We start from the raw sequence: 18,071 nt of genomic DNA, 5'->3' as shown, positions 1-18,071 counted from the left end.
TTGATGTATTACTTGCTCCGCGCGCTACCCCAAACTAAGCCATTGCAACTTGCTCAGCCAAGCAGGATAACTGCTACAATCAGGGCTAAACCGCACCCTAAAACAGCCATTAAATAACAAATGAATTTTTCTATAGAAAAGGTTCGAGTAGGTTGGGCGGAGCTTGCGACACCCAACGATTTTGAGTTAAGAATCTAGTCTAATGAATTGTTGGGCCTCGTACCTCGACACCAACCTACAAAAAACCAAACTTTCAAATAACACGCGCACTGCAAAAGTTGGAGTAGAGTGCGCCCAGCGCACTAATCATAATCTTAAAAAACATCTACATTATCGATACGATGAAAATCACCCTACAAAACTATAAATAGCTCTTAATAATTGCGTGTTTTTTATCTGTGCTTGTATCAATGATAGCTTGAGCTTCTTCGAGCTTGAGTTCTAAAACCTTTATGTCATTAGCTATTTTGTTTTGCTCTTCAATAGTGTTAATAACTATATCGATATTATCTATATTTGTGACGGATAATCCAGGCTGTGCAACGCCTGTAGCATATTGATTTAAATCCAAATTGACTAATTTATAATATAGCCAAGTTTCGTTTATATCTGTCAAAGGAGTAACGACTACAGCATGTTCAGTAGCGTGAAACTTGCCTGACACGCGAGTAATATTGCCACATAATGCGCCTTGTCTACCTATAAGACAATAATCTCCTTCGTGAGTAAACGTTCTAGTATATCCGCGCAAACCATTACCCCCATAACAAGGGTATAATGATTCGTGATAATTATTAGTTATATCAGAGGCAGAAATAAATTTTCCAGCTTTCAAATCTAATGCTGAACCTATTTTAGTTTTTTGGCTATTAAGAGAGTTGGCTGATTCATTAATAATCTTATCAATCTCATTTCTTAATTCTTCAGTTTGATCTTTAGCCTGTTCAGCTTCGTTGTCTACTATCTGACAGTCATTTATAATCTGTTCTTGGACTTTTATTGGAGGTAATGGAATTTTGACATTACTCTCGAGGAATGATTTATTTAAACTCTGTCCAAAAGTATTTAAACCACTTTTAGTTAATGGAATAATACCTGCATTAAATATTTGAAAAATGAAACTGTTTAGTAACTTGGAATTATCCTTGGGTACAAGTCCTGCTATAGCTTCATTAGTATACAAATCTTGTCCTGCTATTGCTGTTTTACCTATAGATAATTTAAAACTAAGCAAAGTTGTACCCTTGGGTATAAGTTTGACATTTGAATTGGCAACACCTAAATCAGTGATCTTCTCTTTAGTATCAATAATGGTATGACCGTTCATCTCTGAAATTGATAACCATAGGTGATTACCATCAAAATAACTATTATTGCTTCTTGAAGGCGTACCACCGATCAACACATCGACTACATCACCTAAATAGCTAATATTCCACTGTGTATCAATGTTTAAATCTATTTTAGGAGCTAAACTTATTGCTTTGTTAAAATCTACGACTTTGAAATCTAACATATCAATCAAACTAGATTGGGTTACAAAACTTTCTAATTCATCTGGAATCAAGAAGTTCTCTTTCTGAAAGTTTTGGCTAATCAAATAATTAATCTTAGTATCGTCACTTTTATCTTTAGGGTTATAAAGTGGTGTATTGATATTATCCAAATTATATAGGTTACTTAGTACTCTTTTGTCCTCTTCTTCTATCGCCACCTCTCCGCTGTCCTCATCGACTGCTTCTAGGTCATCCATTTTGAAACCGCCTAAATATTTAATACCCTCATTACCTTTGGCGCTGCTCCATTCATACCCCAAAAAGGCTTTCATCTCTTTGGTTTTGCTTGGGCTTTTTATTATAAGCACAGGTTGCGAGTTTAGGCTGGCTAGGACAAAATAATACACTTTGTCTTTTTCAGTCGCTTTTAGATAATTTACCAAACGTCTATTTAACTCTGCCTTTTGCTTATCTTTAGAGAATGCTTTAAACGTTTTACTGTTTTTTAGCCTTTTAATCTCTGTCCACTTATCAAACTCTTTGACATAACTTGCAAAGTATTCGCTATTCATCAGCGCTTCATTAGGAGTACCAGCCAGTAGCGTTTTATAATCATCAGCATCTAATGCAAGATGCGTACAGTAATCATCAATAAAGTGACTGTCAGCAAATACTGCACCAGTATCTACAACCTCATTCGAAGATAAGCTACTATTTTGAATAGGATTAAACCAGTTATCTACTCTCTGTGCATAGTGGTCAGCTTCAACAGGCGCATCCGTTGTTTTGCGTCGCAAGAATAAAGTGACAGTATTCGTACCTGTCTTGCCAAAAGTACCGCTACCAAATTCTGCTATAGCCACGATATCGAAGTGTTTTAATATGATTTCACGAGTAGCGACGTATATATTTTTAGATGATGAGGTACTACTGGCTTTACCTTTGGTCAAAATAGAGGACGGCACAATAATAGCGGCAACTCCGCCCGTTTTGAGTAATTGCTTGGCACGTTCGATAAAAAAGGTTTCAATGCTATTATTGACGGTATAGCTTTTTTCCTCAATATACTTGAGCAGCTCAAACTGCTTACGTTCGCTAGGTTTTAGCGTATCCAAAAAGCCTTTGACACTATAGGGCGGGTTGGCAACCAATACTGAATAACTGTTGTTCTGGATATCTTCGTTACTACCTAAAGCATCTGCATAAATAATATTGATATCGTCTTGCCCATACATGAAGGCGGAAACTTTAGCGACTTTTGATAGTCGATACTCTTTTTCAATCCCAGTGATATTGTCATAATATTCTGACAAGTTTTTATCAGAGTTATTCTCGATAGTTGGTCTTATCGAGGTGGCATACTCGTTTAAAAAATGTCCTGCACCGCAAGCGTAATCAATGACTTTGGGTATGTCATCCGAAGTTGCAATTAGATTATCCAAAGGTAGCGCATTCATAATAAACTTTACAATCGGCATCGGTGTAAAAAACTGCCCTTCGGACTGCTTAACGCCTTGATCGAGAAAGCCCTCAAACATATCGCCTAAGAATTGATTTTCCTCATTCGTTTTTAAGCGAATATCCTGTAGCATCTTGACTATTTTAAGCAAGACATCAGAGTTCTGCCCAAATAGTCTTTCATTGTGGACATCGATAAAAGCAAAGTCATTGTTAGTAAAAAACTTTAAACGGCGAAACATTGCTTTAATGGCTTTTTGCGTCTCTACTGGGTCATTCTTATAAAACCGAAAAGCTGTTTCGACTTCATCGTCGCGCACATAAGTCACTTCTTCATCCAAAAACTTCTTCATACCTTGTTGATACAAGGCTTGCAGACGGTCTTGCAAATCAAAAGGACTATCGTAACTAATACCTTTCCAGTTAAACTTTAAATCCTGCGGATTATGCGTCTCATCAACAATCTTGCATAAGAATAAATTAACTAATTTATCAAAAGCATTTTCACGACCTGAGACGTTATGTTGACGCATAATAGTCGCAAACTCGTTATATTTACCTTGAATATCATTACTACTAATAGCGACAAGATCATCCAGTGAGTAGTTTTGCTTACCAATATTATAGGGTTGGATATCAGGCTCAAATAATCCGCGCGTCGTATAATCACTTTGATAAGTATCTTTCCAAGTGGCAACGATATCCTCAACATTACGTAATTTGCTGTCTGCATACGTTGACACAGGATCATCACTAACTTCACTAAGTTCATTAATCAGCTTTTCATTATCATTCAATGAAATCAGGTAATAATTAGGTTTGACCTGATCATCAATCCAGTTAGAGGCATACAGACAAATAAACTGTGTGGTACTTGTTTGTTTAACATAACTAAATAACTGACCGCCATCTTGCTGCGTACGATTCCATGCCTTATTAAATTCGGAACCAGCGGTTTTACATTCAATAATAAGCAACGTATCGCCTTGATTGTCTTTAATTAAAACATCCGCGCGACCGCCACTTGCACCGTGACCCACTTGCCATTTTGGTTCAAGCTCAATATGTTCAGGTTTATACCCTTGAACAAGCAAACGATGTACACATTCAAATACGACAAAGTTTTCATTCTGCGAAAAGTTGCACGTTTGACGCTCGTTAACAGTCAGACCTTGATCTTCTGGATAAATTAAATGTTCAGTATTGAAGTCAACTTTCAAATAAGAATTGCTATCGTATTGATTGAGAAAAACATTATTATTTTCTTGAAAGTCTAAAGATCTCAGTACATCTGGAAAATTATTTTTATCAATCATTTTGTCGTTCCATTGGAGTATTTAAAGTTTAGTTACGATGGATAGTAGCAAGAACAAGATGCTGCCGCTAGCCCCGATTGTCGTGGATATCCTGATGGGTTTGGTAAGTTGCGGTGGATCGTTTTGAGACGGTATCGAGGAAACAGGAACTGCTCAAAACTTAACCACCGCCTAACCTAGACTGGCAGATAGAAGTAAAAGCGGTATTGGCTATAAAAACCAATACCGCTTCAAGTAACTTTTATAGAATTTTAGCCAAACTATCCTTACAAATTCGGATTCAACCACTTCTCAGCAGTTTTCATATCCCAGCCTTTACGCTCAGCATAACTCTCTAACTGGCCACGGCTGATTTTACCGACGTTGAAATACTCACTATCAGGATGCGAGTAATAGAATCCGCTGACAGATGATGCAGGCCACATCGCATAGCTTTCGGTTAGCGTTGTACCGATTGCATCTACTGTACCTAGCCAATCAAACAATTTACCTTTTTCCGTATGCTCAGGACAGGCAGGGTAGCCAGGTGCAGGGCGGATACCGACGTATTTTTCTTTAATCATCTCATCATTGGTGAGTGACTCGGTCGGCTGATAGCCCCAGTACTCTTTACGGATGAGCTCATGTAAATGCTCGGCGAAGGCTTCGGCTAAACGGTCAGACAGTGCCTGTACCATAATCGCATTATAGTCATCACCTGCCGCTTTATATTGTTCAGCCAGTGCTTCTGTACCGACGATGGAGACAGTAAAGCCGCCCAAGTGATCGGTATGCGTCTCTGATGGCGAGATAAAGTCTGCCAAGCTAAAGTTTGGCTTGCCACTGGCCCCCTCTTGTGAACGGTTGCTTTGCTGACGTAAATGCTCAAACTGGTAAGTCGGTTTACCGCCATCAGCAGGCGCATTGTCATAGACCGTGACCGTATCGGATCCAGTACGGCGCGCGGGCATGAGTTTAAACACACCTTTCGCTACGATTGATTTTTCATCAATCATCTTTTGTAGCAGCTCTTCTGCATTTTCAAACAGATCGCGAGCCGCTTCACCAACCACATCATCTTGCAATATTTTCGGGTATTTACCAGTCAGACCCCAAGAGATAAAGAATGGTGTCCAGTCAATATAAGGCAGTAGGTTGGTGATTGGATAGTCATCCAGTATCACTTGTCCTAGCTTATTTGGCACTGGTGGCACGTAGGTTTCCCAATCATACTGAAACCCAATCTTGACCGATTCAGCATAGGTGACTTTGGCGGCTTTTGGTTGACGCTTAGCCAGACGCTCACGAACTTTGACATACTCTTCACGGGTCTCATCGATGAGCGCTTGACGGTGCTCTTTCGACAGCAATTTGGTCACCACGCCGACTGAGCGCGAAGCGTCCGATACATAGATGACGCCATCATTTTGATATTGCGGCTCGACCTTGACGGCAGTATGCGCTTTCGACGTCGTTGCACCGCCGATCATCAATGGTAGCGTCATGCCGCGCTCTTGCATCTGCTTGGCGACATAGACCATCTCATCGAGACTTGGGGTAATCAGACCAGACAGACCGATGATATCGACTTTTTCTGCGATGGCAGTATCGAGGATTTTTTCACATGGCACCATGACGCCCAAATCGACGATATCATAGCCGTTACAGCCAAGCACCACGCCGACGATGTTTTTACCGATATCATGCACGTCGCCTTTGACGGTTGCCATTAGGATTTTACCTTTGACTTCGCCTTCGACTTTTTCCGCTTCGATATATGGGTTTAGCCATGCGACAGATTGCTTCATTACACGGGCAGATTTTACGACTTGCGGTAGGAACATTTTACCAGCACCGAATAGGTCACCGACGATATTCATACCGTCCATGAGTGGCCCTTCGATGACTTCTAGCGGTTTAGGATACTTCTCCCATGCTTCTTTGGTATCCGCTTCGATAAAGGTCGTCACGCCTTTGACCAGTGCGTGGGCGATACGTTCTTCTACCGTACCTTCGCGCCAGCTCATATCGACGGTACTGTCTTTTTTCTTGCCGCCATCTTGGTAGTTTTCAGCGACCGTCATCAGACGCTCAGTCGCATCCTGACCAGTTTCACCTTGATTGCGGTTGAGCATGACGTCTTCGATAGCGTCACGGGCTTCCTTTGGAATATCATCGTACAGCTCAAGCATGGCTGGGTTGACGATACCCATGGTCAGACCGTTTTTGATCGCGTGGTATAAGAATACGGAGTTGATCGCTTCACGGATTGGGTTACCACGGAAACTAAACGACACGTTGGATACGCCGCCCGAGACCATCGCGTTCGGTAGATTTTCCGTAATCCAACGTGTGGCATTGATAAAGTCAGCACCGTAGTTGTTGTGCTCGGTGATACCCGTGGCAACGGCAAAGATATTTGGGTCAAAGATAATGTCTTCTGATGGAAAGCCCACTTCATTGACCAGTACGTCATAGCTGCGTTTAGATATTTCAATCTTGCGCTCGTAAGTGTCAGCCTGTCCGTCTTCATCAAATGCCATGACGATAATCGCAGCACCATAACGCATGCATAATTTGGCACGCTCAACGAACTCAGCATGACCTTCTTTTAACGAGATAGAGTTGACGACCGACTTACCCTGTGTACGTTTAAGACCTTCTTCGATAATGTCCCATTTAGACGAGTCAATCATCAGTGGCACACGGCTGATATCTGGTTCGCCTGAGACCAAGTTGACGAAGTGAATCATCGCCTGCTTGGAGTCAAGCATGCCTTCGTCCATATTGATATCGACGATTTGCGCGCCGCCTTCTACCTGATCGCGAGCGACATCGAGTGCTTCGGTATAGGCTTCTGTTTTGATCAAACGTAGGAATTTTTTAGAGCCTGTGACGTTGGTACGCTCACCGACATTGACGAACAAGCTATCAGAGTTGATTGTAAATGGCTCTAGACCAGACAAGCGGCAGGCAGGTGCTATCTCAGGGATGACACGCGGCGGATAGTTCGCCACGACTTTAGCGATTTGACGGATATGCTCGGGCGTTGTACCACAGCAGCCACCGACGATATTTAAGATACCTGCTTTGGCAAACCCTTCGAGTAGGGCAGCCGTTTCTTCAGCGGTTTCATCATACTCACCAAACTCATTGGGCAGGCCAGCGTTTGGATGCGCAGATACAAAAGTATCAGCGATATTCGATAGCGTTTGGATGTGCGGGCGCAGCGCATCCGCCCCAAGCGCGCAGTTAAAGCCAACGGATAGTGGCTTGGCATGGCGGATAGAGTTATAAAACGCCTCGGCTGTTTGACCCGATAACGTGCGACCTGAGGCATCGGTGATCGTGCCCGAAATCATGATTGGCAGCTCAAAGCCAATATCGTCGAACACACCCGTGATGGCAAATATTGCCGCCTTGGCATTTAACGTATCAAATATCGTCTCAATCAAGATTATATCGACGCCGCCTTCTATCAGGCACAAGGTCGCTTCACGGTAGTTGAGTACCAACTCATCAAAGGTAATGTTACGAAACGCAGGATCATTGACATCAGGCGATAGCGAGCACGTACGCGAAGTCGGACCCACGACGCCCGCAACGAAGCGCGGTTTCTCAGGCGTTGTTGCGGTAAATTCATCCGCTGCTTCTCGAGCAATCTTGGCTGCTGTCCTATTCAGTTCTGGCACTAGATACTGCATGTCATAGTCAGCCATCGACAGACGCGTACCGTTAAAGGTATTGGTCTCGATGATATCAGCGCCCGCCAGCAGATGATCGTGATGAATGTCTTTAATCATGTGCGGCTGAGTCAGTACCAGCAGGTCGTTATTGCCGCGTACATCTTGGTCGATATCAGCAAAACGCTCACCACGATAATCTGCTTCTTCTAACTTATAGGTCTGAATCTGCGTACCCATCGCACCGTCTAACATCAAAATGCGTGATGCCATCTGCTCAGTGATACGTGCACGTGCGGTTAGCTGCTGCTCTTTAAACGGAAATACAGCAGGTGGCGTCAATATAAAGTCATTAGCGGATGAGGAGGTAGAGGCGGTATCGGTATGAGAATCGTTTGGTGAGGTCGTCGTTGGAATCATAGGTGTGCTGCTTATATCGTAATTATTAAAAAAAGAAGGAATAACAAACCAGTAGCGTGCAGAGTCTCACGAAGAGGACCGCAAATTTGCATTATTTTAGCATGAAAAATTTGCTACATAGGGATACTGCATATTCCTCTTTGGCAATAGATAAATAAGAGGAAAGCTAAGTAACAAAGCAAGGTATTAGAGTCTATTTCATAAAGCAGATACGCACAAATGAATATCATTTCGCTAGGGGCTTACATAAAGCTTTTCTTTTGCAAATGAAAGCCAACGGGAATGCTCAGAAGTCAGACAGAATTTACACCCGTACTACAAAAAATTGCGCAAAGGCAGGTTGATAAAGATTGCTTACATGTTAATTTAATTTCAGAAATACAAGGTCTTAGTAAGTCCTACTTATAAATATAGGCTCATTTATTAGCAATAACTTGTATCAAAAGTATCGGTATTAGCAGTGCAGTACAGTGAGCAAATGGCATTAGCAGGCAGGATGATCTGTAAGACAGTAATACCATAGTTGAAACAATACCAACGTCAAAGAAATTCAAATCATTAAGGAAAATGTTATGAAACTTACTAAAATTGCCACCATCGGTACATTGGCTATCTCGATCGCAGGACTAAGTGCTTGTAATAATATGATGCCAGCAAAGACGGGCGATATGAAAGCACCGATGCACAGTCAGAGTATGGCTAAGATGAATGTTGTACAAATTGCCCAAAGCAATCCTGACTTTTCAGTATTGGTAGAAGCGGTACAAGCAGCAGGTCTAGTCGATATGTTGTCTGATCCTAATGCTCACTATACGGTATTCGCACCAACCAATGCCGCCTTTATGCAAGCATTGCAAGAAACAGGTATGACCAAAGCGCAGTTATTTGCCAATAAGCCACTATTGACCAAAGTATTGGGTTATCACGTAGTCGCTGGCGATATGGCTATGTATGCCAAAGATGTGAAGCCTGGTAACGTAATGACCGCTAGCAAAGATACGTTGATGGTAACCAAAGAAGGCAAATTGATGGATGAGAATGGTCGCACAACAAACATCGTGAAGACTGATATCGCTGCCAACAATGGTGTTGTCCATGTAATCGATAGAGTATTGTTGCCTAAATAAGTATTAGCTGAGGCATACCTACTGTATTCATTATAAGACTAAGCAGCCATTGTTTGTGATGATTTCATTATCAAACAATGGCTGTTTTAGACTTTTATCTATACAAATTTCTGTTCAGATTAAAATTTTAAAATAGAAATCTAAAAGTAGTTAATCAACAGCATTTTGTCTCAAACATCGCAATAATTGATATACAAGTAAACAATGCTATATACGTGATTGATACAGTGTTGCTACCTAAGTAAATACCATTTAAAAATTAAACAGTTAGACTGAGAACTATCAATATAACGGACTAAATAGTATGACTAAGTAATTGGTACATTTATCAATTATTGGTCGCCATTATATTTATCGAAAGTTATTAATTTAAATAAATCCCTTAATCAATTATTTATCCAAAAAGGAATTACCTATGTTAAAGAAGAACTTGTTATCTATCGCAGTTGTAACCGCAGCCATGTCACTAGCCGCGTGTAACGACACTGAAACTGTTGCAGAGCCAACTGAACCAGAAGCGACTGAAGAGATGGCAGTTGAGCCAGTTGCTGAGACAGAAGCTGTTGAAGCAGAGCCAATGGCCGAAATGGACATGGAAGCGACTCAAACTATCGCTGAAATCGCAGCAGAAAATGAAAACCTAACTATCCTAACCGCTGCGCTACAGGCTGCTGGTCTTGATACCATGCTGATGGAAGAAACTAAGCATACTGTATTCGCCCCAACTGATGATGCGTTTGCTCCAGTACTAGAAAAACTAGGCGTGACTAAAGAAGAGTTGTTGGCCAATACAGATTTGCTAAAAACTGTCCTTCCTTACCATGTACTAGCAATGGAAGTTAAAGCGGCTGATATCCCATACGGTACTGAGATTGAAACGGCGAACGGTAAAACCATTACTATCAGTGAAGACAACGTAATTACTGATGCTACTGGTAACACAGCAAATATCACTGGTACAGATATCATGGCAACCAATGGTGTGGTTCACACTATCGATGCAGTGTTAATGCCTGAATAAGCTATTCCTTAATTTGTAGGTTTTGAATCTACAAGTTAGTCAAAGAAAGCCTAGTCATCGTGCTAGGCTTTTTTATGTCTATAAATTAAGAATAGGGGAACTGTGGCTTACCTATACTGGTACGACGACTTAATATAAATTAGTCTAATGCTAAAACGAGCTCTATAAAGAGGACAACCAAAATACAAAATGCCAGTTATATGTTGTGTCGAATATAGGTTAACTTTGAGAGATAAAAAGGTATTTTCAAGGTATTCAACTAGATTGTATGAACGTGAATTTTGATATTTTCTCGGTAAGCTATTCTGTAGCAGTGTAGAAAAATATCCAAACAAAAAAGCCCGAGAACATGGTCTCGGGCTTTTTATTTATTCAATAAGGTTAAATAGCAATCTTACTAAATTGTCTTACATTTTATCTTTACGTAATGGATCAGCGTTCATGCTTTTTTGCTGTGCTAGATGACGCTCTTCCCAATACGGTGCGTTTTTGATACCGAATTTAGCAGGATCAAAACTATAGCGAGTTACGCCAGCTTTGCGCTGAGCTTCATAGTCTTTAAGCATAGTAAGTGTTGGACGAGCCACGATAAAGATGACAAGAATACCAACAATGTTAAGCCAAGCCATAAGACCAACACCGATATCACCGATTGCCCAAATATAACCAGCTGAGTTTAGACCACCATAAGCAACCATCGCCATGATAAGAATTTTCACTAGGAATAGACCAGTTCTGTTCGCACTACGACCAAGGAAACGTGTTAAGTAAGCGACGTTTACTTCAGCGATGTAGTAGTAAGCCAGAATTGTTGTAAAGGCAAAGAAGAATACAGCGATTGCGATAAAGGCATTACCAAACGTACCGTATACAGATTCCATTGCCATTTGCGTGAACGCAGGAGCATTGATTTCAGTAGTAGCAGCAACGTTCTGTACGATGAACTGACCATCTGGTAGCGTACCTTGAATGTTGTACATACCAGTAGATAAAATCATGAATGCAGTAGCAGAACATACTAGTAATGTATCAACATATACTGAGAATGCCTGAACTAGACCCTGCTGTGATGGATGCTCAACTTCAGCAGCAGCAGCAGCGTGAGGACCCGTACCCTGACCAGCTTCGTTAGAGTAGATACCACGTTTCACACCCCAACCGATAGCAGCACCAAAACCTGCTTGTGCAGTGAATGCATCACCAACAATCATACCAAATACATCTGGAATCAAGCTAAAGTTGCTGAACATGATGATTAGCGCTAGGGCAATATAACCTAATGCCATGAAAGGTACTGCAAACTCAGTAAAGGTTGCAATACGCTTAATACCACCAAAGATGATGATACCTAGCACCACTAAGATGATAGCCAAGCCGACCAAACGCATAGAGCCAACTTCTAGGCCTGCAACGTTCATGATCGTACCTTCGCCCATTACCTGTGCAAATGCACTGATAACACCGTTCGCCTGTACACCAGGTAAGAACATACCACATGATAAAATAGAAGCGATTGCGAAGAGGATACCGTACCACTTTTGTCCAAGGGCACGTTCAAAGTAATAAGCTGGGCCACCGCGATATTCGCCAGTTACCACATCTTTTTCTTTGTAAATCTGAGCAAGAGTAGATTCGACATAGGCTGTAGATGCGCCTAGAAAGGCTACGACCCACATCCAGAATACGGCACCTGGGCCACCGAAGCCGATAGCAGCAGCTACCCCAGCGATGTTACCCATACCCACACGACCAGCGAGTGAGACGGCAAGTGCCTGAAATGATGAGATACCCTGTGCACTAGATTTACCAGTGAATAGGAGTTTGATCATCTCACCGAATAGACGTACTTGTACAAAGCGCGTCATAATGGAATAGAACAGACCGGCACCCAAGCAGAGATAAATCAGCGCTGGGCTCCAGATAATTCCATTTACTAAGTTAACTAAACCTTCCATATTTATGTTCCTAGTACTGTCTCAAGGTGGCACTGTTTGCTAGGAGTAAACTAACTGGTTAACTTACTTATTTAAGTTAAGCAGTTAAAGTCTCTGCATCGACTTATTTATTGTCTAAGTCTCATGTGCTTGGCCACCAAGAATGGACTGTAGTTGTCTGTATTTACCCGCGTATTTCATCAGTAATACGGACTATTTGCATAGCGCTTATCACTGACAATATTAATATCAGCTGCGTTTACTATTATTCTACAACCTCAACTACTGCGGTCTTCTATCATCATGTTATACATCAGATGAGTCATAAGTTGACCGGCGGATAAAACAGGCGGTTATATAATTAAATATCCATCACCATGATGGCATTCAACTTACTATGAGCTGTCTTGAATAAATACATGACTGGTATGGCGAATTGACAGTATTAAGCGATAATTTGACAGTTAATTGATGTTTTTATTAAGAAATTAACAACTCGCTAATACTAATCAAACTATAAGTCCACTACCAAATGTATTCAAACCGTACGGCTACGTAACTGCAATTTGCCATATTTTTGTACTAATTACTAGAAATTTCTTTATAGATGGTAGATATATTCGTATTTTATTTAGCTGATACATTAGCAAGATTTAGATTATATATAAATAATTGTTTGTATTTTCATAACATTTAGTCTGATTACTCTAGACTGCTAGATTTTTGCTCTATATCTATCATGATAAAAACGCGTTATCGTTGACGCTATGCGGTTGTGTTTTGGTAACGGTCAATTGTAAAAAGCCGTATATAACGCCATCATTAGGACAACTTCTTTTGATATCATGCTGATAGAGTAATGCGCAGATATACAATATATAGAGTGCATGACTGCCGTATGAATACCAAGAAAATTTAAAAATATTAAAAACGTGGTACTGGATATTTGTTATTTATCATTATTAGGAGAATCAACAATGACGCGTAAATCTATTATGAAGCCGATGTTGCTAGCCGCTTTATTGACAACTTCTACGGTTGGTCTAAGTGGCTGTGGCTACAACAACCTGCAGGCACAAGATGAGCAGGTCACTGCTTCATGGTCAGAAGTGGTCAACCAGTATCAGCGCCGTTCTGATTTGGTGCCAAACTTAGTCAAAGTCGTACAGCAATATGCCGAGCAAGAGCAAGAAGTCTTCACCCAAGTGGCAGAAGCTCGCTCACGTGCAGGCGGTATCACGGTGACGCCAGAAGTGCTTAATGATCCAGAAGCGATGGAGCGTTATGCAGCAGCGCAAGAGCAGATGACAGGTGCCTTGTCACGTTTGATGGCGGTGTCTGAGCGTTATCCTGATCTAAAATCAGATGCACTGTTTCAGGACCTGCAGGCACAGTTAGAAGGTACTGAGAACCGTATTGCTGTGGCTCGTAACCGCTATATTCAAGAAGTGCAGGGATACAATACAACGGTACGTCAGTTCCCAACCAACATCACTGCAAAAGTATTTGGTATGGATACTAAGCCCAACTTTAGTGTGGCCAATGAAGAGGCGATTTCAACCGCACCAAGTGTTGATTTTGGCGATTCTACAGAAAAGTCAGCTGAATAAAATTTAGAATGAACGTGACGACAGAGCGGCATAGGCAGCTCTGTTCATTTAGCTAATGGTTTAATGATGATTAGTTAGAGTCTATCAATTGGTAAAGATGTTATCTGAGGTGGTATAGATTAGATGAATAATTCAAAAGCAATCTTATCAGCATTACTGTTTACATTAGGTGTCGTCAGCGTGCCTGTATTGCACGCTGCACCCAATGATACAGCGGTGGCGACAGATAGCACCTCGAATCTACAAAACCGTAGTGTCGAAGAGTTGGTGGCTGTTGCTAAAGCAGGCGAGTCTAACGAAGCAATCAATGATGCTGTATTAAATAATGATGCCATCAATGGGGCGGTGCTCGGCAACGACGCTATCAATCAAAACGCAGATAACCAAAGTACAGCAAATGATACAGCCAATGATACAGCCAATGCTCAAGCAACCGCTCAGCCACCAGTACGCTCCAGTGCCGAGGGTGTTGACGCTGATAAGTTGATACTCAATGAACCAGTCGTTGATCAGGCCAATATTTTAAATCCTCAAGAGAAGCTACGTCTAGAGGCGCAGCTTCGAAGTATCTATCAGCAGGGATTAGCACAAGCAGCAGTGGTCATCGTACCGACTACCAATGGCGTACCAATATTTGATTATGCATTGCAAGTTGCTGAGAAGTGGGAATTGGGTGATGAAGCTATCGATGACGGTCTGCTAATTGTCGTCGCTGTCAATGACCGTGATATGTATATCTTAACTGGTTATGGATTAGAAGGAGTCTTGCCCGATGCGGCGGTTAACCGTGTCATTCGCGAAGATATCACGCCGTTATTTAAGCAAAATAACTATGGTGCAGGGATAATCGCTGGCGTTGAATCGCTCAAAACACGCCTAACTGCTGATCCTGAAGTCTTAGCCCGTGCTGATGCGCAAGCCGCAGAGCGCACTGCCCAGCAAAGCTCAGACGAGCTGCCGTCACCTATTTTCTTATTTATCATGGCGATGATTTTCGGTAGCTTTATTACTAATATATTGGGCCGGGTATTTGGTTCTATTATTACCGCTGGCGGGTTTTTCGCAGGTTCGATGGCTTTAGGCGGCGGTTTCTTCATGACGCTGATTATGGCAATCTTTATCTGGATGTTTTTGATCTCACGCGGCGGTGGCGGTGGAAAAGGCGGCGGCGGTAAAGGTGGGCGCAGAGGCGGTATGATTTTCTTACCCGGTATGGGCGGGGGCAGTGGAGGCGGCTTTGGCGGTGGTGGTTTCGGAGGCGGCGGCTTTGGCGGTGGCGGCGGTGGTTTCGGCGGCGGCGGTGCAGGTGGCTCGTGGTAAGTATTCCACATACGCAAACAAGATAAACTCTACATAACCATCGAAATGACGTACTTGAGGAAATAATATAATGGTAGAAGACAACGCTTCAAACCCCAGTTTTGCCCGCTGGTGGCGTCAAGTTTTGTTCGTCCCTTTATTACATAGTAAGTGGCTAACAACAGAATCCAAGGCGCGTTTAACAGATGCTGTGACACGAGCCGAACGTAGGCATCGTGGTGAGGTGTTCTTAATTGTAGAAAACCATCTGCCTATCCAAGAGGCCTATCGCATGAACTGCCGTGAGCGTGCGATTGATTTGTTTAGCGAATATCGCGTCTGGGATACCGAAGAAAATACGGGCGTCTTGATCTATGTCAATGTATGTGAGCGTAAATTAGAGATTGTCGCAGACCGAGGTATCAGCGCTCACGTTAGTCCAACAGTATGGAATGCAATGTGCGAAAAGGCAGTATCTGGTATCGCTACTCAAAAGACAGAAGAGAGCTTGGCTGAACTGCTGGATGAAGTGGGGCAGGTATTACGTCAGTATTATCATTTAGAGCATGATCCAGAAGGTAATGAGCTGTCCGATACAGTGGTGTTTTTAAAGTAGTTTGCGCCTTATACGGTTGTATTAAGAAGGCTACTTTTATAAGTAGCTTGTCTATACGGTCAAAGGGTTTTGTTTTAGGTGATATACTTTTAGTGTTAAAATGACTCTTCTAGGACAGATAACGCTTTATATACAGTTTGATTACCCTACTGTGTAACATTTACTGTAGCTCGTCTCGATAACACCATTATTGGAATACTATGATTGAATTAATAAAGAAACTACCGAAAGCCGAACTTCATCTACATATTGAAGGTTCGCTAGAGCCTGAGCTGATGTTTAGACTGGCCAAAAAGAACAACGTAGAGATACCTTATAAAGATATCGAAGATGTACGCAGTGCCTATAACTTCACCAATTTACAGACCTTTTTAGATATCTACTATGCGGGTGCCAACGTCCTGCTCACGAAAAATGATTTTTATGATTTGACGTGGGAATATATTCTTAGATGCGTTGAAGACAATGTCATCCACACAGAGATATTCTTTGATCCGCAGACGCATACTGAACGCGGCGTACCTTTTGAAGCGGTTATCACAGGTATCAAAGAAGCGCTTGCAGATGCCAAAGCAAAATACGGTATCACGTCATGCATCATCATGTGTTTCTTGCGTCATTTATCGCAAGAAGAAGCATTTGAGACGTTAGAGCAAGCACTGGATTATAAAGACGACATTATCGGTGTTGGTCTTGATTCATCAGAATTGGGCAACCCGCCATCGAAATTCAAAGAAGTCTTCCAAAAAGCCAAAGAAGAAGGCTTTAAGTTGGTCGCTCATGCAGGCGAAGAAGCAGACTTCTCGTACATCTATGAAGCATTAGATTTACTGAATATCAATAGAATCGATCATGGTGTGCAGTCTATAAAAAGCCCAGAATTGATGCAAAGACTCAAAGATGAGCAAATGCCACTGACCGTTTGCCCGAACTCGAATATTGAGCTAAAAGTCTTTGAGACTTATAAAGAGCACAATATCAAAGAGCTTTTAGACTACGGTCTGAATATTAGCGTTAACTCAGACGACCCTGCGTATTTCAAAGGGTATGTGAATCAAAACTTTATCAACCTCTATGAAAATCTACCGATTACGGAAGACGATGTTATTACCTTAGTAAAAAACTCGTTTAAATCGGCATTTATCAGTGATGAGTTAAAAGAAGCTTACTTGGCGAGAGTTGATCTTGCATTGAAATAAGCTACAACAAGTTTATTATTAGTAGCAAGGGCTTAACGGTTTATACAAATCGTTAAGCCTTTTTTACTGTCTATCATTCAGTAATATCTATAAATAGTAGTTATAGAGCAGTAATCTCTGCTATAAGCAGCGGCAAAACGATTCCTGCTTTTTCTGCTAGTGTGATATCGACGATAGTATTTGGTGTTGGGTCAGGGTTTATCTCAATAACTTGCGCGCCATTCTGTTTGGCTGATTGTGCCAATCCAGCAGCAGGATAGACCAAGCTTGAGGTACCGATACTGATAAATACTTCGCAATTAGCCGCAGCATCTTCGGCAGTCTGCCATGCCTGTACAGGTAGGGCTTCGCCAAACCAAACAATATCTGGTCTGATGTAACCGTCGCAATGCGGACAGTTAAGCAGTGTTTCATCAAAGTTCATGGTGCCTTGATTGTCGTATGACGCTCTCGATTGATCTTGATAGGGTATCTCGCACTGACCACAGCGGTTGCGCCACAAATGACCATGCAGGTGAGTCACCGCGCTACCAGCTTGCTCGTGCAAATCATCGACATTTTGGGTGATGAGTGTCACCTGCTGATCGGAGGTTTGCGAATGATACTGCCATTGAGCCAACGCATGATGGGCAGGATTTGGTGCTTTGTCTGCGACCATTTGCCGACGCCATTGATACCATGACCACACCAGCTTTGGATCACGAATGAACGCTTCAGGGGTTGCCAAGTCTTCGACACCATAGTTCTCCCAGAGTCCTGTTTGCTTATCTCGAAACGTTGGGATGCCGCTTTCTGCTGAAATGCCAGCTCCAGTCAAAACGCAAATACGCTGTTTCGACGCCAGCAGTTGTGCTGCAAGTTTTACTTCTGCTATTAACGCTGGTGATAATTCTGCTAACATGAGCCAACCCTT

The 18,071-nt window shown here is 42.0% G+C and carries 10 protein-coding genes; 6 read left to right on the top strand and 4 right to left on the bottom strand.

The window, feature by feature from the left end; genetic code table 11:
• Positions 1-361 precede the first annotated feature (361 nt).
• Both ABFV72_RS12450 and metH read right to left on the bottom strand, forming a co-directional pair.
• Positions 362-4,270 carry a restriction endonuclease subunit S gene (locus tag ABFV72_RS12450; protein WP_347163976.1) on the bottom strand — a complete coding sequence of 1,303 codons (3,909 nt, stop codon included), beginning with the start codon at positions 4,268-4,270 and terminating at the stop codon, positions 362-364.
• Positions 4,271-4,536: 266 nt separating this feature from the next.
• Positions 4,537-8,352 (bottom strand): methionine synthase, encoded by a 3,816-nt coding sequence (metH, locus tag ABFV72_RS12445; RefSeq protein ID WP_347163974.1) that lies wholly within the window; start codon positions 8,350-8,352, stop codon positions 4,537-4,539.
• A gap of 572 nt (positions 8,353-8,924) precedes the next feature.
• Here metH and ABFV72_RS12440 point away from each other — a divergent pair.
• Positions 8,925-9,479 (top strand): fasciclin domain-containing protein, encoded by a 555-nt coding sequence (locus tag ABFV72_RS12440; RefSeq protein WP_057758533.1) that lies wholly within the window; start codon positions 8,925-8,927, stop codon positions 9,477-9,479.
• 415 nt (positions 9,480-9,894) lie between these two features.
• Positions 9,895-10,500: a fasciclin domain-containing protein gene (locus ABFV72_RS12435; RefSeq protein ID WP_057758535.1), complete on the top strand. Its 606-nt coding sequence runs from the start codon at positions 9,895-9,897 to the stop codon at positions 10,498-10,500.
• Between the two features lie 407 nt (positions 10,501-10,907).
• On the opposite strand, the gene ABFV72_RS12430 is transcribed toward ABFV72_RS12435, so the two are convergent.
• Entirely contained in the window at positions 10,908-12,455 is a 1,548-nt protein-coding gene (locus tag ABFV72_RS12430) for an alanine/glycine:cation symporter family protein (RefSeq protein WP_347163973.1), read from the bottom strand.
• A 956-nt stretch (positions 12,456-13,411) separates the two neighbouring features.
• Between ABFV72_RS12430 and ABFV72_RS12425 the strand changes: the two genes are divergently transcribed.
• From ABFV72_RS12425 to ABFV72_RS12410, 4 genes are all read left to right on the top strand, one after another.
• On the top strand, positions 13,412-14,044 hold the full coding sequence (locus tag ABFV72_RS12425; RefSeq protein WP_057758539.1) for a LemA family protein: 633 nt from the start codon (positions 13,412-13,414) through the stop codon (positions 14,042-14,044).
• A 123-nt stretch (positions 14,045-14,167) separates the two neighbouring features.
• Complete coding sequence (locus ABFV72_RS12420) at positions 14,168-15,364, top strand: TPM domain-containing protein (protein WP_347163972.1); 1,197 nt, start codon at positions 14,168-14,170, stop codon at positions 15,362-15,364.
• Positions 15,365-15,434: 70 nt separating this feature from the next.
• Positions 15,435-15,959 (top strand): TPM domain-containing protein, encoded by a 525-nt coding sequence (locus tag ABFV72_RS12415; protein ID WP_347163970.1) that lies wholly within the window; start codon positions 15,435-15,437, stop codon positions 15,957-15,959.
• A 200-nt stretch (positions 15,960-16,159) separates the two neighbouring features.
• Positions 16,160-17,158: an adenosine deaminase gene (locus tag ABFV72_RS12410; protein WP_347163969.1), complete on the top strand. Its 999-nt coding sequence runs from the start codon at positions 16,160-16,162 to the stop codon at positions 17,156-17,158.
• Positions 17,159-17,258: 100 nt separating this feature from the next.
• On the opposite strand, the gene ABFV72_RS12405 is transcribed toward ABFV72_RS12410, so the two are convergent.
• Positions 17,259-18,059 (bottom strand): SIR2 family NAD-dependent protein deacylase, encoded by an 801-nt coding sequence (locus ABFV72_RS12405; protein WP_347163968.1) that lies wholly within the window; start codon positions 18,057-18,059, stop codon positions 17,259-17,261.
• Positions 18,060-18,071: the final 12 nt, after the last annotated feature.

The organism is Psychrobacter proteolyticus, assembly GCF_039762275.1.
Classification (GTDB): Bacteria; Pseudomonadota; Gammaproteobacteria; order Pseudomonadales; family Moraxellaceae; genus Psychrobacter; species Psychrobacter proteolyticus_C.
Note: the sequence above shows the minus strand (reverse complement) of the source record. Positions and strands in the feature narration are given on the sequence as shown.

What these genes read in the sequence shown, in the direction of transcription:
- ABFV72_RS12450 (WP_347163976.1), bottom strand. Translation starts at nt 4,270, where the DNA reads ATGATTGATAAAAATAATTTTCCAGATGTACTGAGATCTTTAGACTTT.
- metH (WP_347163974.1), bottom strand. Translation starts at nt 8,352, where the DNA reads ATGATTCCAACGACGACCTCACCAAACGATTCTCATACCGATACCGCC.
- ABFV72_RS12440 (WP_057758533.1), top strand. Translation starts at nt 8,925, where the DNA reads ATGAAACTTACTAAAATTGCCACCATCGGTACATTGGCTATCTCGATC.
- ABFV72_RS12435 (WP_057758535.1), top strand. Translation starts at nt 9,895, where the DNA reads ATGTTAAAGAAGAACTTGTTATCTATCGCAGTTGTAACCGCAGCCATG.
- ABFV72_RS12430 (WP_347163973.1), bottom strand. Translation starts at nt 12,455, where the DNA reads ATGGAAGGTTTAGTTAACTTAGTAAATGGAATTATCTGGAGCCCAGCG.
- ABFV72_RS12425 (WP_057758539.1), top strand. Translation starts at nt 13,412, where the DNA reads ATGACGCGTAAATCTATTATGAAGCCGATGTTGCTAGCCGCTTTATTG.
- ABFV72_RS12420 (WP_347163972.1), top strand. Translation starts at nt 14,168, where the DNA reads ATGAATAATTCAAAAGCAATCTTATCAGCATTACTGTTTACATTAGGT.
- ABFV72_RS12415 (WP_347163970.1), top strand. Translation starts at nt 15,435, where the DNA reads ATGGTAGAAGACAACGCTTCAAACCCCAGTTTTGCCCGCTGGTGGCGT.
- ABFV72_RS12410 (WP_347163969.1), top strand. Translation starts at nt 16,160, where the DNA reads ATGATTGAATTAATAAAGAAACTACCGAAAGCCGAACTTCATCTACAT.
- ABFV72_RS12405 (WP_347163968.1), bottom strand. Translation starts at nt 18,059, where the DNA reads ATGTTAGCAGAATTATCACCAGCGTTAATAGCAGAAGTAAAACTTGCA.